Raw genomic sequence first — 24900 nt, forward strand, 5'->3', positions numbered from 1 at the left:
GCCGCCAGGCGCGTCGCACCTGTCGCCGCCGTGGCCCTGACCGCCGTGATGGCGGGTTCTGTCATGACCGCCGCTGCCGTGGAGGCGGCCGGGCAGGTCTCCGGGGCCGAGTCCGCCGCCACCTCGAAGGCCGCGCTCGACTTCGTCGTGCCGGTGAAGACGCAGAGCGTGCAGCGTTTCAAGGGCGAGCCGATCGCCCTCTACGGCCTCGGCTTCTACGCCGTCGCGCCGAAGACCCTGGAGATCCGCACCGACCGGGGCAAGTCTTACAAGAACCCGATCACCACCAAGCTGATCGTCGGCGAGGGGGACAGCAAGGTCACCAAGACCCTGCCGGCCAACATCACCGCCAGCCCGTCCACGCTGACCAAGTTCTTCGACCTCAAGGTCACCCGGGCCGGCAAGACGGTGCACAAGAGCAAGCTCGACTTCTGCCTGAACTCCGACCAGCAGAGCCGGATCGCCCCCGACGGCGCGGCCGAGTCGCCCTACCCCAAGCAGTGCGGCTACCACCCCTACGCGATCGGTGGCCTGTTCGGCCTGCCCGGCGGCTGGTCCACCCCGGTCTTCGCCGACTGGAACAACCCCCTGCAGTTCAAGGGCAAGGACGGCACGTACACCGTCGAGGCCACGGTGAACAAGCAGTGGGCCAAGGCCCTGGGCATCCCCGCCGCCGAGGCCACCTCGAAGATCAAGGTCAAGGTCAAGACGGTCAAGGAGGACCAGGGCATCGGCTTCGCCGCCGCGGAGGCCGGCCACAGCCACGGCCAGCAGCCGGCCGGCATCGACCCCGACGCCGAGAACCTCTCCCCGCAGCAGGCCCAGCGCGAGATGGACCGCAAGGCCGCGCTCGGCAAGCCCAACGTGCCGGCCAAGACCGCGCCCACCGGCAACCGTCTCGGCGCCGCCGCGGTCGACGACCTGCCCAAGCCCGACCTGCGCTCGCTCCCCGCGTACCAGATCATGCTCGACACCTCGAGCAAGAAGAAGAAGACCTACCTGAGCTTCGGCGCCACCGTCTGGAACGCCGGCCCCTCGCCGCTGGTGGTCGACGGCTTCCGCCAGAAGGGCAAGCCGGTCCTCGACGCCTACCAGTACTACTTCGACAAGGACGGCAAGCAGGTCGGCTACACCGGCGCCGGCGAGATGGAGTGGGACCCGCGCGAGGGCCACAACCACTGGCACTTCCGGGACTTCGCCTCCTACCGGCTGCTCGACTCGACCAAGAAGAAGGCGATCATCAGCGGCAAGGAGGCCTTCTGCCTGGCCCCCACCGACTCGGTCGACCCGAACGTCGAGGGCGCCCAGTGGCAGCCGGAGTCGATCGACCTCTACACCGCCTGCGGTCAGGGCAACGCCAACCTGCTGAGCATCCGTGAGGTGCTGGGCACCGGCTGGGGCGACACCTACGGCCAGTACCTGCCGGGCCAGTCGTTCGACATCACCAAGGTCAAGAACGGCATCTACTACATCCAGACGATCGCGAACCCGGACAAGAAGCTCGGCGAGGCGAACTACGACAACAACTCCTCGCTGCGCAAGGTCAAGATCGGCGGCAAGCCGGGCGGCAAGCGCACTCTGAAGATCTACCCGTACCAGGGTGTCAAGGGCTGACCAGCTCCTCGCACCGAACCGGGCCCCGCGGAACTCGTTCCGCGGGGCCCGGTTCGTTCGGGCGGCTCAGGCCACCGGCATGGCGAGAGTGGTGAGGTCTCCGTGGTCGGCCGAGCGGATGGTCGCAGGCAGGGCCGCACCTCTCAGTTCCACCACCAGATCGGTCCCGATCGCGGTGCTGATCGCCGGGTACAGGTTGGTGAGCTCGAACTGCACGACAATGGACGTCCCACTCACCACTGCCTCCACCGGAACCTCCCCGATCAGGAGGCTTTCGGGAGAAACCCGCAGAACGGCACGATCGCCCGACCCGGTCTCCAGCGCGGCCAGGACCGCCGACTTCTGAGTGAGGACGCGGGTGGTCACCTCCGGCAGCCCTTCGAGCAGGGCGCGGTGGTCGGGATAGTCACCGGGCCGGATCCGGTAGCCGCTCTCCTGTACACCTTCCCGCCCGTCCAGCCGAAGGGTCAGGGCGCGCTCGCCGATCGAAACCGATACCCGATGACTGCTCCTGAGCTCGGGCAGACCGGCCCGCAGGTCGTCCGCATCCACAGTGACCGCGAACGTCCCCCGAGAATCCAGCGGGGTGAGCGTGCGGGTCGAGAGCCGGTAGCGGTCGGTGGCAGTCAGAGTCACGGCACCGTCGGCCAACTCGATCCTCACCGCGTTCAGGATGGGTAGCTCGGCCTGCCGCGCGGTGGCCGCGAGCACCTGATCCACCGCCGCCGCGAACACCGGCCCGCTCAGGGTGAGCACCGGCTCGCCCGCCTCCCCGTTCAGGGTCGAGACGATGAGAGCGGCCTGAAGCCGGGCACTCTCGGCACTGTCGGCCATCCGGCGCACATGTTCCTCGACCAGCTCGACCGCCCCGGCGAGCACGTCGGACACGGCCGGCAGCGGCATCCCGATCTCCCGCAGGCGCCGGACCAGCACGGCCCGTTCCACCTGGGTCTCGGAGTAGAACCGGTACCCGGTCGACGGGTCGACCCGGGCCGGGGCCAGCACCTCGGCGTCGGCGTAGAAGCGCAGGGCGCTCGCGGTCAGGCCGGTGCGCTGGGCGAAAGTACCGATGGGCATGAGGTCTGCGGTGGGCATGCCGTCATCCTGGAGCTTCATCCGACCTGAAGGTCAACCTGACCGCCGTTACCCCACTGGTGCCGCACCCAACGGGACGGCGACGGCCCACTGGCCACCGCCGTCCTCAGTTGGGGAGCTTTTCAGGCCTTCACCAGGGCTCCGGCGCCCTGCGCCAGCCGCGGGGCCACCACCTGGTCGAGGCTGAACCGGCCGGCGCCGACCGCCGCCAGCAGCAGCGAGGTGACACCCAGCACCAGGACCAGCTCGTAGCCGCCGTCGGCGGCGAAGATGCCGCTTTCCAGGTGCACGATGAACAATGCGCCGAACATGTTGACGAGCAACAGAAGTCCGGCCACAGGGACGGCCAGACCGACGATCAGCAGGGCGCCGCCCACCACCTCGACGATCGCCGAGAACCAGGCACTGCCGGTGGGAACCGGCACGCCCATCTGCTCGAAGGAGCCGGCCGTGCCTTCCATGCCCCACTCGCTGAACTTCTGCCAGCCATGGGCGATGAAGACCACCCCGAGGGCGATCCGGGCAATGAGTACGGCGACGTCCCGCAGTACGGCGTTGTTCACGACAGTTCCTTTCGACAGGTCACAGGTCCGGCCCGGCGAGGGGCCCCGTCGCTCCCCGGCGGCCGGTCTTGGAGGGCCAGCCGGTCCAGCCTGACCGAGCGCGAAACTTGAAGCAACAACTATTTAGCTTTCAACCATGAGGCACTCGTCACGGATTCGCTGTGGATCCGCTGTGCCGGCCCAGGCCTGAATCAGACCGCAGTGCTGTGATCGGACCGGTCCCGGTCCCGCCCCCCGGGCAGATCGTAGCCCCGTACCGGAAGGTCGGTACGCTCCAGCAGCCGGACCAGATTGCCGTTCATCCGCCGGATCACCGGCAGCGAACTGTTCCCGTTCAGCGTGCCGATGCGCAGGCGGGTGCGGCCGTCGGCGTACGACCCGGTCTTGGGCTTGCGGCGCATGTCCTTCAGCGAGGCCAGGTTCTCCCGGGCATCCTCACCGAGAAGATCCACCGCGCTGAGCAGGTCGGAGTAGGCCATGGCCAGAACACCGGTCTCGCGCAGGGCGGAGAGCTGCCCGTGGAGTTCGCCGGTGCGCTGCACCACCGCCTTGAGATCCTTGATCTGCGGCCCCAGTTCGGGCATCTTCGGGTAGGCCGGGTAGTCGAGATCGGGGCAGGAACTGCCGCAGCCCCGCAGGCGAGCGGCGTTGGCCGAGTTGATCTCGTCGATCTGCGCCTCGACCTGCGCGAGTTCGGTGTTGTACTCCTGGATCTGCACCCGCGCCTGGTGCATGGCCGGCAGGTAGCGGCGCTCGGCCCCGAAGAACACCGCCCGGATCTCCATGAAAACACCCAGGCCGGAACGCAGGTCGGCCTGCTCCTGAGCCAGTGCGGCAGCCCGGCGCTCGGTCTCGCTCGGACCGCCCACCACTCCGGTGGATCTCAGCGTGGCGAAGGTCAGACCGGCCACCACCAGCAGCACGACCAGGACGAGGCCGAGCCCGAGCCCCCAGCCACCGCCGCGGGAGCCCTGCCTCGCGGGCGTCAGGATCTCCTGCATGTGCACCTGACGCGGCCCCGGAACCTGGACGACCGGCCTACGCACCGGCCGCGCGGGCGGATCGCCGGCCCGGGCCCCGCAGGTCTCGCAGAAGGTCTGCCGGTGCCCCAGTAGGCGCGCGCAGGCGGGACAGGACAGCGTCGTGACACCCACGTTGGCCCCCGAAGCCGTGGACGGTCTGGTCAGGGATACATCGGCGGCGGGCCTGCTCAGATCAAGGCCATGACCCGGACTTCCCCGCCGTGGGTCGCCGGGCGGCATGATGGCGAGGTGCGACTGGTCACCGATGCCGAACGCCGCTCCCGCCTGGCGGTCCGTCATGCGCTGGTTCCCGGCCTGGAGGCGGACTCCCCCGACGCGGTCACCCGGGCGCTCACCGCACTGCACGCCACCGAGCCGGCCACGCCGTACTTGTCGTGCTGGGCCCGGACCACGTCGATGCAGCCCAAGGATCTGGACCAGGCGCTCTACGAGCAGCGGTCCCTGGTGAAGCAACTGGCCATGCGGCGCACCCTGTTCGTGTTTCCCCGGGAGCTGCTGCCTTCGGTGTGGTCCAGCGCATCAGCCCGGGTGGCGGCCACCGAACGAGCGAAACTGATCAAGGACGTCGTCGCGGCCGGGATTGCCGAGGAGGGCGCCGGCTGGCTGGACGCGGCGCGGGCGGAGATTCTGGCTGTTCTCGCCGAGCACCCCACCGGGCTGACCGCGGCCGAGATCCGTGAGGCCGTGCCCCGGCTGCGGGTGAAGGCGAGCGCGGTGGGCGGCGAGACCTGGGCCGGGCCGCGGATGCTGGTCCTGCTCGGCGCCTCCGCCGACATCGTGCGGGGTGTGAACACCGGGCGCTGGGTGGCTTCCCGGCCGCGATGGACACTGACCCGGGACTGGCTTGCCGGTGGCTCGGCTGGCCCGGGTGGCCCGGGTGGCTCGGTCGACTCCGCTGGTCTGGCTGAGCCGACCAGCTCGGGCGACTCGGACGGCCTGGCTGACGGTGGGGTGCCGGATGTCGACGCCGGTTATCGGGAGCTGGTGCGGCGCTGGCTCTGGTCGTTCGGGCCGGGCACCGAGGGCGATCTGGTGTGGTGGCTGGGCTCGACCAAGAAGGCGGTGCGCACGGCGTTGGCCGAGCTCGGGGCGCAGGCGGTGCAGCTGGAAGACTCCTCGACCGGCTGGCTGCTGCCCGAGGACCTCGAGCCGGTCGCCGACCCCGGCCCCTGGGTCAGGCTGCTGCCCGTGCTGGACGCCACCGTGATGGGCTGGCAGGCCCGCGACTTCTACCTCGGACCCCACAAGGCCCGGCTCTTCGACACCCGCGGCAACGTAGGCACCAGCGCCTGGGCGAACGGCCGGATGGTCGGCTGCTGGGTGCAGGACGCGGCCGGGCGCGTGGAAGTACGCCTGGTGGAGGATGTCCCACCGGGGGTGCGCAGCGCGCTCGACAAGGAGGCCGCCCGCCTGACCGATTGGCTGGACGGCCTGCGGATCGGCACGGTGTACCCCTCTCCGGCGATGAAGTAGCGCATCGTTCACCGGAGCCGGGCGACCTCGCGTGACTCCGACGACCTGCGGGCGCGGTGCCGGGGTGGCCCTCAATTCCACCCCGACACCGTCGCCCTCACCCGGCCGGGCCCCTGAACCCAGCCGGGCGCTACGAGCCCGGCGGATGCCACTGCGGCTCCGTTCGGGCGTTCACGACCTCGGGTGCGGACCAGGCCGCTCAGGGGACAGCCCGGTACCCGCACACCTACTGAGATGCGCGCGGGCCCGGTTTAGGTCGCAGAATTTCAGGTGACCTGAGTCACAGCAGGCCGTGCAGTCAGGCCGATGAGGGCTAAACGGGAGCTAAGTGCGCTGTTGTCTCCGACGACAACCGACGCCGATCAAGCACCGAAGACCTGGGTGATCACGCCGGGATGCATGGTTAAGCTACGCAAAGTAGTCGGACGTGCGTTCCAATTATGGCTGTGCACGGGGGTTTTGCGGGCTGTTAGGGTCACCGCCGTGACTCGGCGTAAAGAAAGCTCGGCCAGGCAGCGGCGCATCGCGACCGTCGCCGGTGCCACCACCGTTCTCGTGGTGAGCGCCGCCGCCACGGCCATGGCCTGGCCGCAGCAGGACAGCGTCCGAGCCGGCACCCAAGTCAGCACTCAAACCAGCGCACCTGCTGCGAGCGCCTCGGCCGGAGACGTGATGGCCAACCTTTTCCAGTGGAACTGGGCCTCCGTGGCGACCGAGTGCACCGAGGTGCTGGGGCCGAACGGCTTCGGCGGCGTGCAGGTCGCCCCGCCGCAGGACTCGATCCGGGTGAACTGGGACCACCACCCGTGGTGGGAGGTCTACCAGCCGGCCGGCTACGACCTGAACAGCCGCATGGGGTCGGAGGCCGAGTTCCGCGACATGGTGCAGACCTGCCGCGACGCCGGGGTCAAGGTCTACGTGGACGCGGTGATCAACCACATGTCCGGCAGTGACATGACCGCGAGCGGCGCCACCTCCTACAGCGGCAACAAGTACAGCGCGATGACGTATCCCGGGCTGTACACGAAGGACGACTTCCACCAGGCGGCCGACTGTCCCACCAGTTCCGGGGATGTCGAGAACTACGACGACGTCCAGCAGGCGCACTTCTGCCGGCTGGGCAAGCTCGAGGACCTGAAGACCGAGAGCGACTACGTCCGCGGCGCGATCACCAAGTACCTGAACAAGCTGGTCGGGTACGGGGTCTCGGGCTTCCGGGTGGACGCCGCCAAGCACATCCCGCGGGCCGACCTGAAGGCGATCATCGACGGTCTGGACCCGACCGTGGACGGCACCCGGCCCTACGTGGCGCTGGAGGTCTTCGGCGGTCAGGGTGAGCTCTCGCAGGCGGCCTACTCCGAGCTGGGCAGCGTGCTCGGCCTGGACGCCTCGGTGCAGCTGAAGAAGGCGTTCAGCGGCAACCTCGCGGCGCTGGAGAACTTCGGCGACGGGCTGGTGGCCTCGGACAAGTCGCTGACCTTCGTGATGAACCACGACACCGACCGCACCGGTGAGTCGATCAGCTCCAAGGACGCCGCGACCGAGAAGCTGGCCACCCAGTTCGTGCTGGCTCACGACTACGGTGTTCCGCAGGTCTACTCGTCGTTCCGGTGGAACGCCTACGACGACGCCCCGCCCTCCGGGGCCGACGGCCTGATCACCGACACCGACTGCAACAACGGTGCCTGGAACTGTCTGGACCGCGACCCGGCGGTGCTCGGGATGGTCGCCTTCCGCAACAGCGTGGGCGACGCGGCGGTGACGAACTGGTCGGACGACGGCGCGGACCTGATCTCGTTCAGTCGCGGTGAGGCCGGCTGGACGGCGCTGAACAACGGCACCTCCGCCCAGACGCAGACGTTCGCCACCGGTCTGCCCGAGGGCACCTACTGCGATCTGACCAGCGGCGGCACTCAGGACGGCAGCTGCGTCGGCACCACTGTGAAGGTGGGCGCCGACGGCCAAGCCTCGGTGAAGGTGCCGGCGAGGGCAGCGGTCGCGATCACCCAGGACTCCCGGCTCTAGGCCCGGGACCCACGAGCTCCGGCCCTGGCCGCCCCAGGGTCGGATCATCCACCGCCCACCCACGATCCGCCGACGGCCTACCGGTGGGACTCGGGGGTGGGCGGTGGACTTTTCGAGGTGAGTCAGGCCTGGGCGACGGCCTTGGTCAGCCCGTTCAGGCGCAGGCCGGTGGCGCCGCGCAGGTGCTGCAGGTCGACCCCGCCGTCGCCGCGGTAGTTGAGGAAGGCGACCTGCTCGGTCCAGTCGAGCAGCGTGCCGCCGGGTTCGCCGGTGGCTCCGGGCAGTGGGTACAGCTCGACGGTGAGCAGGGCCGTCCACATCAGCACATCGTTGATGGCGGCCTCGTAGGACTGCACGAGGCGGCGCCCGGGCACGATGTCGATCCAGCGGGAGCGGTTGTGCACCAGCTCCGGTTCGCCCTCGAGCGGGGTGAACGTGCTGCGCGCCTGCTCGGTACCGCCGATCCGGAAGTCGAACGAGTACTCGCTGTCGCGGCCGGGCAGGCGGAACCAGATCCGGCGCAGATCATCGTCGGCGAAAACCCGGAAAACCGTCTCCGGCGGGGCGTCCAGCTCCCGGGAGACGGTGAAGGTGTGGTGCCTGACCCCGCTCACGGCCGTGTCCATGACCGCCAAGTGAACCACCTGGCGGCCACGGGCATCGGCGCGTAGTGCGGACTCAGCGGCGGCCGCGGGCCTTGCTCTGGTAGTTCACCGGACCCGGCAGGTCGACGGAGTGGCGGCGGCTGCGCGAGTTCCACGACCAGCGACCGATGTGCCAGGTACGGCTGGTGCCCGTCTTGGAGACGTTCAGGCGCAGGAACGGGAGCATCTTGATCCGTTTGCGGAACGTGAAAGGCATGTCTTCTCTCCCTTGCTGCGAGGCGAAAACCCGACATGTCCACCATTGGGGCAATCGATCACTCCCGCAAGCCGAACTGGATCATGACCGCTCCGAGAGGAAGACCAGCTGATCGGGCAGGAGGCTGCGCCAGTAACCGTGGTCGTGCCCACCCTCGCCGAGCGAGCCGGCCGGAGCCGGGTCACAGGCTTTGCAGTAGCGCTCCGTCTCGGCCCGGAAGGGGTCGTCCGCCCCGCAGGAGACCGACAGCGGTAGGTCGCCGACGTCAGGATCGGCGGCCAGGTCACCCCAGCGCTCGAAATCCTCGGCATCGTCGAACGATCCGGCCGACGTGACCGAGGCCCGGGCGAAGAGGGCCGGGCTGGAGGCAGCGGCGGCCACCAACTGGCCGGGCGCCCCGAAGCGGCCGTTCGACGCCTCCCGGGCCAACATCAAGGCCCCGAAACCACCCATTGAGTAACCCAGGAGGGAAAGGCGGCCGGTGTCGAAGCCGATTTCGCCGAGTCGGGGCAGCAGTTCGCCGGAGATCATGGCCAGCGGGTCGTCGCCGTCGGCCCGGGGATGCCAGTAGGTCTCGCCACCGTCGACCGATGCGATGCCGACCGGCGCACCGCCGTTGGCCACGTGCTGGGCCAAGAACTCATGAGCGGCAAGGGAATCGAAGGCGGAGTGGGCATCATCTCCCCGGCCGTGCAGTACCAGAACAACTGGCAGCCCGTCAGGTTCGTGATCGGGCGGAGTAGCCCACCCGTACGTAACCGGCTTTCCGCGCGCGCTGGAGTCAAACGTCTTAAATTTGGGTTCCGCTCCCCCGACCCCGGGCAGGACACCACTCAGGTAGCCGGCCACCCCGGCGCCGGTGACCACGGCACCGGCGGTGGCGGTCAGGAACAGTCGGCGAGAGATATGGCTGCGGGTAGCCACATTCAGGCGCCGGAGAGGCTGAGCTTGTAGCCGCCGCCGGTGGAGAACTGCACCGCCACGGCGAAGCGGTCGGCCCGGACCAGGGTGCGCCGGTACTCGGCCGGCCCGGCCGGCCCCTGAGCCCTTCGCTCGATGGCGAACCCGGCCGTCTCCGGACCGATTCCGAGCAGCTCGCGCTCCGGGGCGGTGGGCAGGACGGCGTGGATCGTCTCTTCGCCTCCGCCCAGCCGGATGCCGCAGCGCTGTTCCAGTTCGCGGTAGACCGCGGTGTGGCTGAAGTCGGCCTCGAGCAGCGGGGCGGCCAGGGCGGCGGGCAGCCAGACCCGGTCGAAGGCCAGCGGCTCGTCACCGGCCAGCCGCACCCGCTCCAGGTAGAACAGCTCGGTGTCGGGCCCGAGGGACAGGCGGGAGGCGGCGTGGGCGTCGGTGCGCAGATCGATCGCCCGCACGATGCTGCGCTGCTCCAGCCCTTCGGCCTCGACCGAGGCGAACAGGCTGTAGAGCGCCCCCAGGGGCTGGGTGATGCGGCGGGTGCCGGAGGCGACCCGGGGGCGGCGGCCGCGCGCCGCGATCACCACGCCCTCGTCGCGCAGGCGCCGCAGGGCCTCACGCACCGTGTGACGGCTCACGTCGTACGCCTCGACCAGGGCCATCTCACCCGGGAAACCGGCCGTGAACTGCTCAGCATTGAGGCGGCGACGCAGGTCGGCGTGCACCTGGGCCCACAGCGGCAGCGGGGCGGACCGGTCGATCGCGGCCGACCAGGACCCCCGGGCCGGCGCCCCTTCTTCGGTGTGCACGCTCGTGAAGTTCACCATCGCTCCGTTGCCCTCGTCTGCGCTGGGCACTTAATGTACGGACATTCGGATGTCCCAGCAATGCGCGGGAGCGTGAGCACGTGATCCAGGTGGACGTGATCGAGACCAGCGAGCTCGGCGACCGCAGCTACATCGCGCACGACGGTTCCAGCGCCGTCGTGATCGACCCGCAGCGCGACGTCGACCGGGTGCTCGGCCGGCTCGGCGAGCTGGGCCTGAGCTGCGTGCTGGTGCTGGAGACGCACATCCACAACGACTACGTCACCGGCGGCTACGAGCTGGCCCGGCGCACCGGCGCGGAGTACGGCGTGAACCGGGACGACGAGGTGGGCTTCGAGCGCCGGCCGATCGGTGACGGCGACGAGCTGACCGCCGGCGGGCTGCGGGTGCGGGTCGTGGCCACCCCCGGGCACACCGACACGCACCTGGCCTACGTGGTGGAGGACGGCTCGTCCGACCCGGTGGTGTTCACCGGCGGCTCGCTGCTGTTCGGGAGCGTGGGCCGGACCGACCTGGTCGACGCCGCCCGCACCGTGGAACTCACCCACGCCCAGTACCGTTCGGCCCACCGGCTGGCCCACGAACTGGCCGACGAGGTGCAGGTGATGCCCACCCACGGGTTCGGCAGCTTCTGCTCGGCGGGCAGCGCCACCGGCGGCTCGGCCAGCACCATCGGCGAGCAGAAGAAGGTGAACGACGCGCTGCTGGAACCGGACGAGGACGCGTTCGTGCAGCGGCTGGTGGCCGGGCTGACCGCCTACCCGGCGTACTACGTGCACATGGGCGTGCTGAACCGGCAGGGCCCCGGTCCGGTCGACCTGTCGGTGGCCGAGCCGGTGCAGGCCGACGAGCTGCACCGCCGGATCAGCGCCGGGGAATGGGTGGTGGATCTGCGCGATCGCACCGCCTACGCCGCCGGGCACCTGGCCGGCACCGTCAGCATCGACCTGAGCGGGCAGTTCACCACCTACCTGGGCTGGCTGATGCCCTGGGGCGCGCCGCTCACCCTGATCGGTGAGAACCAGGAACAGATCGCCCAGGCCCAGCGCCAGCTCGTGCGGATCGGTATCGACCGGCCCGACGCCACTGCGTTCGGCGACGTCGCCGCCTTCACCGACGAGCCCGCGTCCTACCGCAAGGCCTCGTTCGAAGACCTCGCCCGGGCCACCGACGCGGTGGTGCTCGACGTGCGCCGCGACGACGAACGGGCCGCCAGCCACCTGCCCGGCTCGGCCCACCTGCCGCTGCACCGGCTGCTCACCGGGCTGGACTCGCTGCCGCCGGGCGAGCTGTGGGTGCACTGCGTCAGCGGCTACCGCTCCTCGATCGCCGCCAGCCTGCTGAAACGCGCCGGGCGCCAGGTGGTCTGGGTGGCCGACGACTACAGCAACGCCGAGCGCGCCGGTCTGCGGGTGGAACGCGCCTGACCTACGAGCGGTCGACGGCGTAGTTGCCGTTGGCGCTGCCCTCGGGGTCGATCCGCTGCATCACCTTCAGGGCCAGCTCGAGCACTTCGGAGTCGTGGGTGACACCGGCCTGCTGCAGCCCGGTGATCAGCGTGTCCTTGTCGTTCTCGGGCTGGTCCACGTACTGCTGCAGGGCCTCCAGCGCGTCCGGACGGCCCTCCAGCCGGGCCTGCAGGGCGCTGTGCAGCTTGCCGTAGTCGTCCTCGACGGCACCGATCATGGTGTTGGTCTCGGTCTTGGACTCCCCGGCGACGACCGCCGTGAGAATCAGGGACATCGGTTCCATGACCACCTTCTGCGTGACTCGGGCCTGCGTTACCCGTCCGATTCTTGTGCTCGGGCGGCCGCGGCGCACCTCGGGCCCGGGATGCCGAACCGATCTTCGGGCCACATACTGGGCACCGCCGGATCCGCCCGGCTGGTTGAGTGCTGGAGGCCCGAAAAATGGTGCAGCCCCGTGTCAAGCTCGATCCCGACACCTCGCTCGGCCCGGTCGAGAAGCTGCGCGAGCCGCTGGAGGACCAGCTGACCTCGGCCCTGCGCGTGGCCGTGAAGAAGGTCGACGGCCACTACTCCGGCGAGAGCGTCGACGAGGTCGAGGAGGAGCTCCTGGAGAAGACCCGGGCCGGTCTGCACCCGGACATCGCCGACGCCTTCGCCCCGAACCAGGAGCACCTGCGCGACGTGGCGGAGAGCATCGTCGAGAACGCGTGAACCCCGAACTCACCCCCGACGGTCATCATGTGGTGATCAAGGGGCGGAAGTGGCGGGCCACCGATCCGGAGCTGCCCGAAGAGGTCGGCGCGGTCCTGCGCAAGGAGCTGATGAGCGCGCGGCGTGAGGTCGGGCGCGCGCTGCGGCAGGAAGACGAGGCGGCCGAGCGGGCCGCCCGCGACCGGGTGCAGCGGGCCAAGGTCGCCCTCGGCGAGCGCGGCACCCCCTGGTGGGAGCATTCCAGCCAGGACCGGAAGGCGCGGTGGGAGCCGCTGTACCGCGAGCTGGGCGCAGATCAGGGGTGAGTCCGCCTCGCCCTATGCCCTTTGTGCTCACCAGTAACCCCTGGTGGCGGCGCGAGGGCCGGGCCGGGTAACGTCCAGAGCCGCTGCGTGGAGAACTCGCGCGCGACTCCCCCGGTCAGTCGCTGCCAGCAGCCGGCCGGGCCCCCGAACGCCGGTGGAGGCGGGCGCCGATGCCCCGGATTCCCGTCTCCACCGGCCCCCTCTCAGTTCGGGGTGAACAGCCCCTGCAACCCGACCACCACGGCGATCAGCCCGAAGATGGCCAGCACCAGCGCCGTACCCTCGGGCGGGCCGGCCTGGCCCCGCAGCGGAGGGCGACCGGTCAACCGGTCCCACAGCAGGATCACGCCGACCGCCAGGCCGACCACCTCGAAGTGGAACAGGTGCGGGCCCGAGACGAGGTGCACGATCAGGTAGTAGCCGCCGGTGACCAGGGCCACCACACCGACGATCCAGGCCCAGGGGTCGATCCGGGAGATCAGGCGGGCGCTCTGCTCACCCCCGCGGGGGGCCAGGCGCAGCAGGGGCAGGCCGAGCAACAGCCCGCCGACGATGTTGGACAGGTCGAGAAGAAGAGCGATCACCGTGAGCTCCGGTCGGCCGGGGGGACGTCAACGCGCTCAGGTCGGTGAGCCCCAAAACCGTAGCAGGACGTGATCAACTTGCCCGTTCGCGGCCTTCCGGTGATCCCGGGCTACTGGTCCACGCGTACCTGGATCGTCTCCGGCTCGGCGAACACCGCCGCGTCGGCCACCCCCGTCACCCCGTCCAGCAGCACCCCGATGCCCGAGGCCAGCCAGGCCAGCGCCACCCCGATGAACGCCTCCGACCCGGGCCAGGCCCGGCGCAGGCAGTCGAAGGCCACGGTGTGCGCCTCCAGCGCGCGCTGCTCGGCATCGGCCAGGTCGGGCACCGGCCGGTCCATGCGCCGGGTGTACCGCTCCAGACAGTCGCCCTCGAGCACCTTCCGCAGCACATCGGCCGCCTCGGCCGGGCGGGCCCCCGGCACTCCGGCCGAGACCTGGTCGAACGAGTCCTGCCCCAGCGCCAGCGCCAGCGCCAGGAAGCCGGCGCCACTGGTCCGCGCGGTCACCGTGCCGCCGGGCGTGAGCCCATCGGGACGCAGTTCAAGGGTCGAGCCCCCGGCCAGCAGCACCTTTCCGGGGCGCTTGACCAGGGCGTCGAGCTCGGGAGGCATCCGGACGCTGTCCTCGTGCCGCCGCACCGGCCACGAACGCGGATGTTCGATGCTGATCGGATAGCCGCCGACGTTCACCACCTTCAGCACCGGCGCCCCGTCGGCCAGCCCGTAGCACCAGCGGATCCGCTCGCTCGGCCCGGCGCTGACCCGCACACCGGTCAGACGGGCGGCGGACTCGTGCTCACAGGTCGGCTGGGCCCCGGGCTCGGCCAGCACCGAGGCATAGGTGGTGGCGACGGCGTCGCGCAGCCGGGAGAAGTCCCAGACGAAGGCGTTCCACCAGGCCAGCTCGTACACCTCGGCGGTGATCGTCTTCTTGTCCGGATCGTACTGCGCCGGAACGATTTTCCAGGTGCGCTCGGCGGTGTCGTAGTGGCCGAGCACGGCTGCGGCATCGGCGTCCGCGGCCGCCGGTAGCGGCTCCATCCGCACCGGGAAGGTCAGCCGGACCGGCCCGGTCAGCCGGGCTCCCTGCAGAGCAATCTCGTAGGCGCCCCCGACTCCAAGGAAAGGTGAGCCGGACACCGGCGCCAGTCGTCCATTGTTGGGTTCCCTGACCACCAGCGTGCCCGCACCCGACACCGCACCGGCCGGCACGTCCACCACCGGACCGCCCGGCACCGCCACCCGCCCGCCCGTCGGGCCGACAACTCCGGAGACGCCGGGCGAAGCTACCGGTGAGGCTGCGGCCAGCGGGGTATGGGGCTCGGTGCAGCCGGCGAGCAGCACGGCCGCGCACACCAGAACCAGCACCCTCTTCAGCTGCCCACTCCTACGTCCGCGCCCGCGGCACCGGGCGGAAGACGACCACCGTAGAGCCCGGTACCGGCCCATCAGCGGATACCCGGCGGATACTCGCGGGTCTCGGCCGAAGAGCCGATACGCTCCCCGATGTGCACTCCTGTCACAGACCTGGCTAGCGTGTGCCGCCGGTCCACGCAGAGGGAGCGTCAGGTGTCAGTTCGGCCCCGCCGATCCCGTTCGGCCGGCCCCGACCAGCTCAAGGCCCTGCTGCTGGTCCTGGTGATCTTCGGGCACACCTTCGCCGAACGCCTGGACGACAGTTTCACCAAGTGGCTGATCTACGGCTTCCACATGCCGGCGTTCCTGTTCCTGTCCGGCTATCTGCTGCGGGCCGAGCGACTGCAGGAAAGAAGCTATCCCGAGCTGCTCACCGACTACGGCCGCCGCATGCTGCTGCCCTGGCTGGCCGTGAGCCTGCTCTGGGCCAGCACTTTCGGGGTGTTCCCCACCGACCTGCGAGCAGTGGCCGAACTGTTCACCGCGCCGCAGTGGCACCTCTGGTACGTGCCGGTGCTGTTCGCCATGATCAGCCTGACCTGGCTCGCCGTTCGCCTACCCCACCCGTTCCTGCTCCTGGCCGGAACCGCCGCCGTCGGGTGGCTGATCTGGGGTACGCCGCTGGCCGAGCAGCTCCCGCCGCAGCTGGATCTGGTCGACGATCGGTACTTCAGCTACCTGGTCTGGTTCGTGGCCGGCTTCAGCGCGCGCAACACCGCTGCCCTACGGCCTCATCCCGCGCTGCTGATCCCCGGGCTCCTGGCCGCTGCGGTCTACTCGTACTCGTACCAGGGCAGCGATTGGCTGGCCGCGATCAGCTTCCTGGTGCTCAACCTGTGCCTGGTCACGATTGTCCCTGCAGCCCTCGACGAACTGCGCGAACCGCGGGCGGGTTGGCTGGTGTTCATGGGGCAGCAGTCGCTGTGGGTGTACCTCTTCCACGCGTTCGCCACCGAACCGCTGCGCGACGCCGACCTTCCCACGCTGGTGCAGCGCACGGCCGGGCTGGCCCTGACGGCACTGATCTGCGCAGTGGTGGCGCTCTGGTACTTCCGGTCCGAATCGAAGGCCCGATCTGCGGAACGGGTCTAGTGTCGCTGCTCATGGAGGACGAACCGCGCCTGGCCGAACTCGTCGCGGCCACCAAGTACGTGCTGCTCGACTTCGACGGGCCGATCTGCGACCTGTTCGCCGGCCTGCCCGCCGACGTGCTCGCCGACGCGGCGCTGAACGAGCTGGAAGCCTTCGTCGGCGGCCCGGTGGACGAGGAGCTGACCGACATCGACGACCCGCTCGACCTGCTCGACGGGGTCTCGGAGATCTACCCCGAACTCACCGCGCGCGTGGACGCCTCGGTACGGGCGCTGGAGGTGGACGCGGCCGCCGAGGCCCCGTTGACCGTGGGGGCCGAGGACTTCCTGCGGGCCTGCGCCGAGAGCGGCCGGCCGGTGGCGGTCGTCAGCAACAACGGGGCCGAGGCGGTGCACAAGGTCCTGGCCCTCTACGGCCTGTCCGAACTCGTCGGCCACGTCGAAGGCCGCGATCCCGATCCGCGCCTGATGAAGCCCGACCCCACCCCGCTGCTGCGGGCCATGCGGGCACTGAACGCCACCGCGGCCGAGACCACGATGATCGGCGACTCCTCCAGCGACATCCTGGCCGCACAGGCCGGGGGTGTGGCGGCGGTGGCTCTGCTCAGCACCCCGCCGCCGCCCGGGACCGATCAGCTCTGGGTCGACGGCATGGACACGCTGGCCGGTCTCTTCCGCGATCAGCGGCCGTAGTACCCGTCGACCTGCGCGTCGAGGTAGGCCAGATCGGGGTGGCTGGTCAGGTCGAAGAAGAGCGCGTCGGCGCGTACCTGCCCGGAGAGCACCTCGAGCTTGTCCGAGCAGGCCTGCAGAATGCCGGCCAGGCGGCTGAGTTCGTCCATGGCTCAATCATGTGCGGAGAGGTACTTGAGCGTCACGACACCACGGCGCCGACCACCCGCCCGGCCCAGTGCCGCCCCTGAAGGAGTAGCACGCGGGAACCAGCACCTGGGCCGATCGGGTGCTGTTCCCCGCGAACTCCTCAGAACCGGGCCGGCTCTCAGGCCTGGATCTCGATCGGGGTGCCCAGGGGCAGGGTCTCGGCCAGCTCGGTGATCACCTCGTTGGACAGGCGCAGACAGCCGTGGCTGACGTCGGTGCCGAGCTTGTCCGGCTGGTCGGTGCCGTGCAGGCCGAGCTGCCCCGGACCGCCGGCGAACTTCTTCAGGGTGTCGGAGTGCCCGGAGATGCCGAAGGCGTAGGGACCGTAGGCGCCGTCCGGGTCACTGGGCTGAAGCAGCTCGGTCAGGTAGTACTCGCCCGGCGGGGTGGGGGTGGCGGCCTTACCCACTCCCACCTCGTGCTCGGCCACCAGCTTGCCGTCCTTCAGTACCACCAGGCTGTGCTTCTTCATCGAGACCACCAGCCGGTAGGGCGTGACCGACAGTTCGACCTCCGAGCGTGAGACCCAGCCGGTGGAGCCGTTCGGCCGCGTGGGCAGGTGCACCTTCAGCCAGTCGTCCTTCTCATCGGTGACCAGGAAGGTCAGCGGTCCCCCGCTCTCGATCGGGCTGGCCAGGTTCTTGCCCTTGGTCCCGCCCGGCTTCTTCAGCACCTCCACCCCACTGCCGGTCGCGGTGGCCACGAGACTGCTTCCGTGCTGCAGGTTCTCGAGATGGCTGACCACCTGCGCCTGCTCGTCAGTTCCGATTGAGGACGACGGTGCCGCCTGATCGGCGACCGGCGCCTTGGGTTCCTCGGCAGTCGAGGAACACCCGGAAAGCAATACGCCGCAGGCAATTGCGACAGCGGTCAGAATCTGCGGGGTGCCCCGCCGGGCTCGGAGCCCGGCGGGACGACCACCAGAAGTACGGCGCACCAGGCTCAGCCGGTGAAGCTCGGGTCGCCCTGGACCGGCCGGGCCGGGCGAGCCGCCGGAACCTTGCCCTCGTCCCGCGGCATCGCGGTGGGAGTCGCCTCCGAGGGCCGCTTGCTGGGCCGGGCCGTGGTCTCGACCGGGGCGGGCCGCGTCCTCTCCTCCGCCGTGGGCGAGGGTTCCGGCGTGAGGTCGTTCCCGGCGGCCAGGGCCGTGCCCGACGCCCCGAACAGCAAACCCGCCGAAACCAGTACCGCAGCCACCAGCTTGGTCTTGCGCATCTTCGTCCTCCTCGTCCGGTGATCCGGCAGGGGTGCCGGTCTCACTGAACGAACGACTCACCGGTGGGGACAAAGGTTGTGCGACTGAAAGCTTTTTCGGGGAAGTAGTTTTCCGGTCACTCCGAGTCGTCGGTGGGGCTGTCGGTGCGGCGGGTCGGCTCGGCCTCGGTGGCCCGCGGCACGGACTCGCGCGACGGCGCCCGGGTGGTGGTCTCGCGCACCTTCGCCGGGCTGGACCTCGGCACGGCCGCCGTGCGCTCGGGTTCGGCGGAGGGCCTCGGCTCGATCTTGCCGGACTCGACCGGGCGGGTGCTGGCCGTGGGGCTGGGGTCCGGGGTGGTCGCCACGACCGGCGGCGGACCGGCCGGCACCACCTCGACCCGTTGCCCGGGCCGGTCCAGCAGCAGCGGAATGCTCAGCACCAGGGCCGCGATCGCCATGGCGGCGGCCACCGGCACCATCACCGAGGCCCGGAACCACCGCGACTTACGCCGCCCGCGCATCCCTTGCCGCAGCCGTTCCCGGGAGCCGGCCCGCACCTGGATGTCGCCGAGCTCCTCGTCCAGCTGCTGGCGCAGACGCTCTTCGTCGGTCATCGCGGTTCCTCCTTCCCTGATGATTTCTGTTGCAGCAGCTCTGGTCGCTGTTCCTCTTGGAGCACCTTGCGCAGCTTCGCCAGCCCGCGTGAGGCGTACCCCTTCACCGAACCGGACCGCAGCCCGAGAGCGTCCGCAGTTTCCTTCTCGGACAGATCCAGGTAGTGCCGCAACAGCACCACCTCCCGTTCCCGCCGAGGCAGCGCCGCGATGGCCGCGGTGAGCGGCCCGGGCAACTGCGCCTTCAGGGCCGCGTCCTCCGCGCTCATCTGGTCGTGCTGGCGCAGCCCGGCCAGCCGCTGCACCACCGAGCGCCGGCGCAGCCGGGACCGGGCTGTGTTGATCACGCTGCGGTGCAGGTAGCCGACCGCCTCGTCCTTGTTCCGGATCCGCTCCCAGCTGCCGTGCACGGCCAGGAACGCGTCCTGGACCACGTCCTCGGCCAGCACCGGATCACCGACCAGCACGGTCGCCACCCGGAGCATGCGTAGCTGGTAGCGGTCGAACAGGATCTCGACCGCCGCCTCGGCGTCGAGACCGGACAGGGTGGGCGCCGCCGGCACCTCGTCACCGAACCCGGGCGAGGTGCCGGCAGAGGAGGACATGACCATCACCCCGGTACGACGCGTGACCCGACAGAAAGGTTGTGCCCGCTCTCAGCCCTGCCTGAGCACAGCACTGAGGAAGGCGTACACGTTCAGCTGCAGGGTCTCAGAACGGCGCTGTCGGGCGGCCGCATGGTCGAAGCCCTCGTACGGCGTGGGCGGCAGGATCCGGACGTTGGCCGAGCACTCGAACCCGGAGCAGACCAGGGTGCCCAGGGTGTTGCCGTTGCGCCCGGCCGGACCGGCCCGCCGGGCGCTGAAGAACACCACGTCGTTGTTGTCCTGCACGCTCTCGCACCAGTTGCACAGCGGCCGGCTGCGGGTCTGGGCGTCGGCCTGGCGCATGACCACGCCGACCAGCTGATCGTCGATCTGGGCGAGGACGTAGCCCAGGTTCAGGTACTTACGGTCGCGCCAGCCCAGGTAGTCCAGGTTCTCCCAGTCCAGCTCGCCGAGGTTCTCCGGCAGCACGAGTTCCTTGCGCTCGCGCAGGGAGGAGTTCACGAAGGACGTGCGGATCTGCTTCTCGGTGATGGGACGCAAGGTTCTGCCTCATGTCTGATCGCCCCGCGGCCGGACCGGCCGCAGGGAATGACGATTCTCAGTGGTGGGAAATGACCTCGAGGAGGCCACGGACGGCGTGCGGAAGACGCACGCGGATCACCGGATGAGGGCAGAGCTACCTCGTGCCGGCGCGGAGAGCGCCGAGGACCTCCAGACGCCCGGCGGGCGGAGGGCACGAGTGAGTCACGAACGCAACTATACGCCGCTATCTGCCGCTGTACGCCTCAGACCAGGTTGCTGTGGTCGTCGCGGTGCGGGTCGGTGCCCCCGGGCAGGTCGAACTCCCGGATCGGCAACTGGGTGGCGTCGAGCACGAACAGCAGAGACTTGTTCATCCGCCGGATCGAGTTGAGGGCGTTGTCGTCGTCGACCGCGACCAGGACGAACGGGCCGCGAGAACGTTGCAGCACAGCGGCGTTACGCCGGGCGTCGCGGGCCAGCGTGCGCACGGCGTTGATCAGGTAGTCGTGGGCGTCGGAGGTGACCCCGGCCTCGGGCCGGACCTCCCTCAGTTGCTTCCCCAGCGCGGTCAGCTCGTCGGCCACCTGGTCCAGCTCACCGGCCGGGCCGCTGAAGTCGGGCACCGCGGTGCGGCGCTGACCGGACAGGTAACGCCGGTTGTAGGCCTGGGCCCTGGTCTCGGCCTGTTTCATCGCCGGCAGGTAGCGGCGTTCGGCGTCGAAGAACACCGCCCGTGAGCTCATCAGGTCGTCCAGCGCGGGCCGGACCTGCTCCTGCACCGTGACCAGGGCCTCGGCGTCCTTGTCGGCCTCGCTCGGGGCGCCGACCACGCCGACCAGCCGCAGCGTGGCCAGCACCAGGGCCAGCGCGACGACGGCGACGCCGATCCCGAGCAGCAACCGGCGCCGGCGCACCGGGTCGCGCAGCGGCGCCTCCTCGGCGATGTCGTGCAGCAGGACCTGGGCGGGGGCAGGCGGGGTCTGCGGGGGCGCCTCGTCCGTGGTCGTGCTCACCAGCAGTTCTTCGGAACGATGGACGGGGGTGGTGAAGGGTGGTTACGGCGTTCGGCCCAACCGGACCTGGACCGGGCGGAAGTGAGTGACCAGCCGGCCGTCCTGGTCCAGCAGGTGGATCGCGTAACCGGGCGGGGCCTGGGGTTCCAGGACTTCGGGGCCCAGCACCGGCAGCTGGGTGGTCGACACGCAGCCCGGCCCGACCACCAGCGGCCGGCCCGCGAACGTGGTGGTCGCGGCGGTGTGGGCGTGGCCGCAGACCAGGGCGACCACGTCCGGACGCCCGTCCAGCAGATCGGCCAGTTCCTGCTCGCCGGTCTGCCGGATCGCGTCGACGGAAGGGATGTGCAGCACGGCCGGCGGGTGGTGGAAGGCCAGCACCGCCGGGCGGGCCGGATCCCGCTCCGCCAGAACCTCTTTCAGCCAGGTCAGGGTGACCGGGCTGAGCCGGCCCCCGCTCTCGCCGGGGATCGTGCTGTCGCACAGCAGGAAGTCGGAGTCGCCGACCGGCACCACCTGGTTGATCTCATCGGCGGAGGCGTCGCGGTCGAGCAGGGCCGGCCCGAACTGCTCGCGCACGTCGTGATTGCCGGGCAGCACGAGCACCGGCCCCTGGAGTTCGGCGAGCAGCTCCCGCACCAGGCGGTACTCGGCGGCAGTGCCGTGGTCGGCGATGTCACCAGTGACCAGCACGGCGTCCAGCCCGGACATCGCCTTCAGCCGGCCGATCAGGCGCCGGGCCCGCTCGGTGGCCCGCTCCCCCAGATCGATGTGCAGATCGCTGACGTGCGCGAACGTGATCATGTTCTCCCCCTCCGGTTGTGCCTCAGCGGCATGCTGCTGGGCCGGCGAGCCGGGGCAAAGGGCCGATTCCACCCGAGTGGACACACCGCTTCGTGTTGATGGGGGTGTGCGGGCCAGGCTACGGTTGCCTGCCGCACGCAGAACTGAATACGCCGTCGACGCGCGACGGGAGAGCCTTCCGTACCGGAAGCGCCGTAGGAGCAATCCCTCCCCAGGAATCTCTCAGGCCCAGATACCGTCGCGACGAGGCAACTCTGGAGAAATCCGGCCGGATGCCGGTTTACCGAAGGTGAAGTGCCCCACCCGTCCGCGGGCGGCGGCCAAGCTCTCAGGTCCCAGGACAGAGCGGGGAGGAATCGGCCCACCGGCGCCGCCGTGCGCGCGGTCGCAGGATTCCGGAAGGCAGCTCATGTCCGACAGGCCCGTGCCCCGTTCCACGCCCCTGCACGAGGTGCACGCCGCGGCCGGCGCCCGGCTGACCGACTTCGCGGGCTGGCTCATGCCGCTGAAGTACAGCAGCGAACTGGCCGAGCACGAGGCGGTGCGGACCACCGCCGGCCTGTTCGACCTGAGCCACATGGGCGAGATCCGGCTGCAGGGCCCGGAGGCCGGCGCGGCCCTGGACCACGCCCTGGTGGGCAAGCTGTCGGCGATCGCCCCCGGCCGGGCCAAGTACTCGCTGCTGTGCGACGAGAACGGCGGTATCCTCGACGACCTGGTCACCTACCGGCTCGCCGACGACGAGTTCCTGGTGATCGCCAACGCCTCCAACACCGCCACCGTCCTCGAGGCCCTGACCACCCGCGTCGGTGGCTTCGACACCCGGATCACCGACGAGACCGAGCAGACCGCCCTGATCGCCGTGCAGGGCCCGGCCTCGCAGGCGATCGTCCAGGCGCTGGTGGCGACCGACGCCGAGCGCGAGGCCGTCGCCGCCCTGCGCTACTACGCCTGCATGCCCGCCCAGCTGGCCGGTCTCTCGGTGCTGCTGGCCCGCACCGGCTACACCGGCGAGGACGGGTTCGAGGTCTACGTCGCCGCCGACCAGGCCGTGACGCTGTGGCAGGCGCTGCAGCCGGGCCTGGAGGCGGCCGGTGGGCGCCTGGCCGGCCTGGCCTGCCGCGACACCCTGCGGCTGGAGGCCGGGATGCCGCTGTACGGCAACGAGCTGAGCCTGCAGACCACCCCGTACGCGGCCGGCCTGGGCCGGGTGGCCCAGCTGGGCAAGCCGTTCGTGGGCCAGGAGGCCCTGGCCCGGCTCGCCGAGGAACCGCCCGCCCGGGTGCTGACCGGCCTGGCCGGCAGCGGCCGCCGCGCCGCCCGCGCCGGCAACACCGTGCTCGACGCCGAGGGCCGGCCGGTGGGTGTGATCACCTCCGGCGCCCTCTCCCCCACCCTGGGCCGCCCGATCGCGCTGGCCTACGTGGACCGCGAGGAGGCCCTGGCGGGCCGGGGGCTGCAGGTCGACGTGCGCGGCACGCACCTGGCCTTCGAGGTCGTCCCGTACCCGTTCTACAAGCGCTCCTGAGGAGTCCCACGATGAGCAACCCCGCCGACCGTCTCTACACCGCCGAGCACGAGTGGATCCTGCTGGCGCCCGGCACCACGGACGACAGCCTGCCCACCGGGCCGGTGCAGGTGGGCCTGACCACCTTCGCCCTGGACGCCCTGGGCGACGTGGTGTTCGTGGACCTGCCCGAGGTGGGCACCACCGTCACCGCGGGCGACGCCTGCGGTGAGGTGGAGTCCACCAAGTCCGTGTCCGACCTGTACTCCCCGGCCACCGGAGTGGTGGCCGAGGTCAACCAGGCGATCGTGGACGACCCGGCGCTGATCGCCGCCGACCCCTACGGGAACGGCTGGCTGTTCACCGTCACCCCGGAGACCACGGCCAAGCTGCTGACCTCCGAGGAGTACCAGGCCCTGCTCGACTAGCCCGACCAGCTCGACCAGCTCGACTGCTTGAGCCCGTGCAGCCCGGCCAGGACCGGCAGGGCCGCACGGGTGAGGGCCGCCCCCGCCGGGGTGTTGGTGGCCAGCACCCAGTTCACGGTCTTCATCGCGGCCCGGATCGCCTCGGCGCCACGTTCGCGCATCCCGCCCTCGAAGTCGTGCACGGCCACCCGCAGCGCCTTCTGCCCGGCCCGGGCCGCCTGCAGCTCCTGGACCAGCGCGGCCGCGTCCCGGATGGCCACCCCCGCACCCATCCCGGCGGTCGGCGGAGTGGCGTGGACGGCGTCCCCCAATGCAGTGACGTTGCCGGCCGGCCAGGGCGCCTGCTCCTGCGGGTCGGAAGAGGCCGCGTTGAACCGGAAGACGGCGATGCCCTGGGTGTCGGTGTGCTCGAGCACGGCCAGCGGGCGCTCACCCCAGCCCCGCGAGCGCAACAGGTCGCGGGTGGCGTCACGGAGACCGCTCTCGCTCAGCGCACGCATCTGTCCGGTGTGCTTGCTCTCGGGAAACATGGCTCCCCAGATGTAGATCGGCTCCTTGGTCACCGCCATGCTCAGCTCGGGGGCGTCGAGCACGGCCTGGGCGCCCGGGTCCAGGTAGCCCACGTACAGAGCGGTGCCGTGAGCTCCGACCGCCAGGCTGGAACGGGTTCCGAGCCGATCCTGCTCGTCCTGGCTCAGCCGGGCCCGCGGGGTACGGCCGCAGACCCCGACCAGGCCGGTGGGCCTGCTGGTGGGCCCGCCCGCCAGTTGCCGGGCCACCCGGGACTGCACTCCGTCGGCCCCGACCAGGAGGCCCGCCTCCCGTTCGCTGCCGTCGTCGAACCGCGCCACCACGGTGCCGTTCTCGCTGTGCCGGAAGTTCTCGAAGGTACGGCCGAGGACCAGGCGGTCACCGGCGGCCTCGGCCAGCAGCACCCGCAGGGTGATCCGGTCGATGTCGATGCCGGGGACCCCGCTCGCCGTCCTGGCCTGGCCGATCAACCGGCCCTGGTGGTCCCAGAACGGGTCCGGGTCACGCAGTCTGCCGTCGGCCGAGGAGGCCAGCAGGCGTTCGAAGACGTCCGGCGGCAGCAGCCCGGCCAGGGCCTGCTGGGCTCGGGGATCGAGGGTGATGTGGTAGCCGCCGGTCCGGCGCAGGTCGGTGTCCCGGTCCAGCACGGTCACCTCGAACCCGTGCCGGCGAAGGCCCGCGGCCAGCGCGAGACCCCCGATCCCGCCCCCGACGACGATGATGTCTGTGCCTGGTGAGTCGGTCATGCGACGCACCCTGGCAGCCGTAGTGGCCGCGGGATGGCCACTAGGTCCTGTCCT

General features: G+C 70.5%; 29 protein-coding genes and 1 riboswitch. Of the genes, 10 read left to right on the forward strand and 19 right to left on the reverse strand.

Features of this window, described 5'->3' with window-relative positions:
- The first annotated feature begins 63 nt into the window (after positions 1-63).
- On the forward strand, positions 64-1614 hold the full coding sequence (locus tag LWF15_RS03735; protein ID WP_232808923.1) for a lysyl oxidase family protein: 1551 nt from the start codon (positions 64-66) through the stop codon (positions 1612-1614).
- A gap of 66 nt (positions 1615-1680) precedes the next feature.
- Here LWF15_RS03735 and LWF15_RS03740 read toward each other — a convergent pair whose 3' ends face one another.
- The 3 genes from LWF15_RS03740 to LWF15_RS03750 form a co-directional block, all read right to left on the reverse strand.
- Positions 1681-2709: a DNA polymerase III subunit beta family protein gene (locus LWF15_RS03740; protein ID WP_232808924.1), complete on the reverse strand. Its 1029-nt coding sequence runs from the start codon at positions 2707-2709 to the stop codon at positions 1681-1683.
- A gap of 122 nt (positions 2710-2831) precedes the next feature.
- Positions 2832-3272 carry a DoxX family protein gene (locus LWF15_RS03745; protein WP_232808925.1) on the reverse strand — a complete coding sequence of 147 codons (441 nt, stop codon included), beginning with the start codon at positions 3270-3272 and terminating at the stop codon, positions 2832-2834.
- Positions 3273-3463: 191 nt separating this feature from the next.
- Positions 3464-4273: a hypothetical protein gene (locus LWF15_RS03750; RefSeq protein WP_232808926.1), complete on the reverse strand. Its 810-nt coding sequence runs from the start codon at positions 4271-4273 to the stop codon at positions 3464-3466.
- A gap of 270 nt (positions 4274-4543) precedes the next feature.
- Between LWF15_RS03750 and LWF15_RS03755 the strand changes: the two genes are divergently transcribed.
- Together LWF15_RS03755 and LWF15_RS03760 are read left to right on the forward strand one after the other, a co-directional pair.
- Positions 4544-5788 (forward strand): winged helix DNA-binding domain-containing protein, encoded by a 1245-nt coding sequence (locus LWF15_RS03755; protein ID WP_408622696.1) that lies wholly within the window; start codon positions 4544-4546, stop codon positions 5786-5788.
- A gap of 483 nt (positions 5789-6271) precedes the next feature.
- On the forward strand, positions 6272-7813 hold the full coding sequence (locus tag LWF15_RS03760; RefSeq protein ID WP_232808928.1) for an alpha-amylase: 1542 nt from the start codon (positions 6272-6274) through the stop codon (positions 7811-7813).
- Between the two features lie 122 nt (positions 7814-7935).
- Here LWF15_RS03760 and LWF15_RS03765 read toward each other — a convergent pair whose 3' ends face one another.
- From LWF15_RS03765 to LWF15_RS03780, 4 genes are all read right to left on the reverse strand, one after another.
- Positions 7936-8439 (reverse strand): SRPBCC domain-containing protein, encoded by a 504-nt coding sequence (locus tag LWF15_RS03765; protein WP_232808929.1) that lies wholly within the window; start codon positions 8437-8439, stop codon positions 7936-7938.
- Positions 8440-8491: 52 nt separating this feature from the next.
- Positions 8492-8674: a DUF4236 domain-containing protein gene (locus LWF15_RS03770; RefSeq protein WP_232808930.1), complete on the reverse strand. Its 183-nt coding sequence runs from the start codon at positions 8672-8674 to the stop codon at positions 8492-8494.
- Between the two features lie 81 nt (positions 8675-8755).
- Positions 8756-9598, reverse strand: coding sequence for an alpha/beta hydrolase (locus LWF15_RS03775; protein ID WP_332879870.1), 843 nt, complete (start codon positions 9596-9598; stop codon positions 8756-8758).
- A gap of 2 nt (positions 9599-9600) precedes the next feature.
- A complete protein-coding gene (locus LWF15_RS03780; RefSeq protein WP_352396548.1) occupies positions 9601-10314 on the reverse strand; it encodes a GntR family transcriptional regulator in 714 nt (237 codons plus the stop codon).
- 182 nt (positions 10315-10496) lie between these two features.
- On the opposite strand from LWF15_RS03780, the gene LWF15_RS03785 reads away from it, so the two are divergent.
- Positions 10497-11843 carry an MBL fold metallo-hydrolase gene (locus LWF15_RS03785; RefSeq protein ID WP_232808932.1) on the forward strand — a complete coding sequence of 449 codons (1347 nt, stop codon included), beginning with the start codon at positions 10497-10499 and terminating at the stop codon, positions 11841-11843.
- 1 nt (position 11844) lies between these two features.
- On the opposite strand, the gene LWF15_RS03790 is transcribed toward LWF15_RS03785, so the two are convergent.
- On the reverse strand, positions 11845-12159 hold the full coding sequence (locus LWF15_RS03790; RefSeq protein WP_232808933.1) for a hypothetical protein: 315 nt from the start codon (positions 12157-12159) through the stop codon (positions 11845-11847).
- A 167-nt stretch (positions 12160-12326) separates the two neighbouring features.
- Between LWF15_RS03790 and LWF15_RS03795 the strand changes: the two genes are divergently transcribed.
- Both LWF15_RS03795 and LWF15_RS03800 read left to right on the forward strand, forming a co-directional pair.
- Positions 12327-12596, forward strand: a complete 270-nt coding sequence (locus LWF15_RS03795; RefSeq protein WP_232808934.1) for a hypothetical protein — start codon at positions 12327-12329, stop codon at positions 12594-12596.
- Entirely contained in the window at positions 12593-12901 is a 309-nt protein-coding gene (locus LWF15_RS03800) for a hypothetical protein (RefSeq protein ID WP_232808935.1), read from the forward strand. Before LWF15_RS03795 ends, LWF15_RS03800 begins: the two co-directional genes overlap by 4 nt.
- A 203-nt stretch (positions 12902-13104) precedes the next feature.
- Here LWF15_RS03800 and LWF15_RS03805 read toward each other — a convergent pair whose 3' ends face one another.
- A complete protein-coding gene (locus LWF15_RS03805) occupies positions 13105-13485 on the reverse strand; it encodes a hypothetical protein (RefSeq protein WP_232808936.1) in 381 nt (126 codons plus the stop codon).
- A 110-nt stretch (positions 13486-13595) separates the two neighbouring features.
- Positions 13596-14855 carry a hypothetical protein gene (locus LWF15_RS03810; protein WP_232808937.1) on the reverse strand — a complete coding sequence of 420 codons (1260 nt, stop codon included), beginning with the start codon at positions 14853-14855 and terminating at the stop codon, positions 13596-13598.
- Between the two features lie 201 nt (positions 14856-15056).
- On the opposite strand from LWF15_RS03810, the gene LWF15_RS03815 reads away from it, so the two are divergent.
- Together LWF15_RS03815 and LWF15_RS03820 are read left to right on the forward strand one after the other, a co-directional pair.
- Positions 15057-15995, forward strand: a complete 939-nt coding sequence (locus LWF15_RS03815) for an acyltransferase family protein (RefSeq protein ID WP_232808938.1) — start codon at positions 15057-15059, stop codon at positions 15993-15995.
- Between the two features lie 11 nt (positions 15996-16006).
- Positions 16007-16687, forward strand: a complete 681-nt coding sequence (locus LWF15_RS03820; protein ID WP_232808939.1) for an HAD family hydrolase — start codon at positions 16007-16009, stop codon at positions 16685-16687.
- Here LWF15_RS03820 and LWF15_RS03825 read toward each other — a convergent pair.
- The 8 genes from LWF15_RS03825 to LWF15_RS03860 form a co-directional block, all read right to left on the reverse strand.
- Complete coding sequence (locus LWF15_RS03825) at positions 16675-16836, reverse strand: hypothetical protein (protein ID WP_232808940.1); 162 nt, start codon at positions 16834-16836, stop codon at positions 16675-16677. The two genes, LWF15_RS03820 and LWF15_RS03825, sit on opposite strands and share 13 nt — an antisense overlap.
- 158 nt (positions 16837-16994) lie before the next feature.
- Positions 16995-17621 (reverse strand): L,D-transpeptidase family protein, encoded by a 627-nt coding sequence (locus LWF15_RS03830; RefSeq protein WP_232808941.1) that lies wholly within the window; start codon positions 17619-17621, stop codon positions 16995-16997.
- Between the two features lie 197 nt (positions 17622-17818).
- A complete protein-coding gene (locus LWF15_RS03835) occupies positions 17819-18091 on the reverse strand; it encodes a hypothetical protein (protein ID WP_232808942.1) in 273 nt (90 codons plus the stop codon).
- A 116-nt stretch (positions 18092-18207) separates the two neighbouring features.
- Entirely contained in the window at positions 18208-18687 is a 480-nt protein-coding gene (locus LWF15_RS03840; RefSeq protein WP_232808943.1) for a hypothetical protein, read from the reverse strand.
- Positions 18684-19292 (reverse strand): SigE family RNA polymerase sigma factor, encoded by a 609-nt coding sequence (locus LWF15_RS03845; RefSeq protein ID WP_232808944.1) that lies wholly within the window; start codon positions 19290-19292, stop codon positions 18684-18686. The genes LWF15_RS03840 and LWF15_RS03845 overlap by 4 nt, the downstream gene beginning before the upstream one ends.
- Before the next feature lie 51 nt (positions 19293-19343).
- Positions 19344-19835 (reverse strand): FBP domain-containing protein, encoded by a 492-nt coding sequence (locus LWF15_RS03850; protein ID WP_232808945.1) that lies wholly within the window; start codon positions 19833-19835, stop codon positions 19344-19346.
- 245 nt (positions 19836-20080) lie between these two features.
- Complete coding sequence (locus tag LWF15_RS03855) at positions 20081-20830, reverse strand: hypothetical protein (RefSeq protein ID WP_232808946.1); 750 nt, start codon at positions 20828-20830, stop codon at positions 20081-20083.
- A 42-nt stretch (positions 20831-20872) separates the two neighbouring features.
- Positions 20873-21634 carry a metallophosphoesterase gene (locus tag LWF15_RS03860; RefSeq protein WP_232808947.1) on the reverse strand — a complete coding sequence of 254 codons (762 nt, stop codon included), beginning with the start codon at positions 21632-21634 and terminating at the stop codon, positions 20873-20875.
- A gap of 156 nt (positions 21635-21790) precedes the next feature.
- A riboswitch (glycine riboswitch) is annotated at positions 21791-21882 on the forward strand.
- A 161-nt stretch (positions 21883-22043) separates the two neighbouring features.
- Between LWF15_RS03860 and gcvT the strand changes: the two genes are divergently transcribed.
- Positions 22044-23162 (forward strand): glycine cleavage system aminomethyltransferase GcvT, encoded by a 1119-nt coding sequence (gene gcvT, locus LWF15_RS03865; protein ID WP_232808948.1) that lies wholly within the window; start codon positions 22044-22046, stop codon positions 23160-23162.
- 11 nt (positions 23163-23173) lie between these two features.
- A complete protein-coding gene (gcvH, locus tag LWF15_RS03870) occupies positions 23174-23569 on the forward strand; it encodes a glycine cleavage system protein GcvH (protein WP_232808949.1) in 396 nt (131 codons plus the stop codon).
- Here the strand turns inward: gcvH and LWF15_RS03875 are convergent.
- Positions 23566-24846 (reverse strand): FAD-dependent oxidoreductase, encoded by a 1281-nt coding sequence (locus LWF15_RS03875; RefSeq protein WP_232808950.1) that lies wholly within the window; start codon positions 24844-24846, stop codon positions 23566-23568. The genes gcvH and LWF15_RS03875 overlap by 4 nt on opposite strands.
- Positions 24847-24900: the final 54 nt, after the last annotated feature.

It is taken from the genome of Kineosporia rhizophila (genome assembly GCF_021277265.1).
GTDB lineage: Bacteria > Actinomycetota > Actinomycetes > Actinomycetales > Kineosporiaceae > Kineosporia > Kineosporia rhizophila.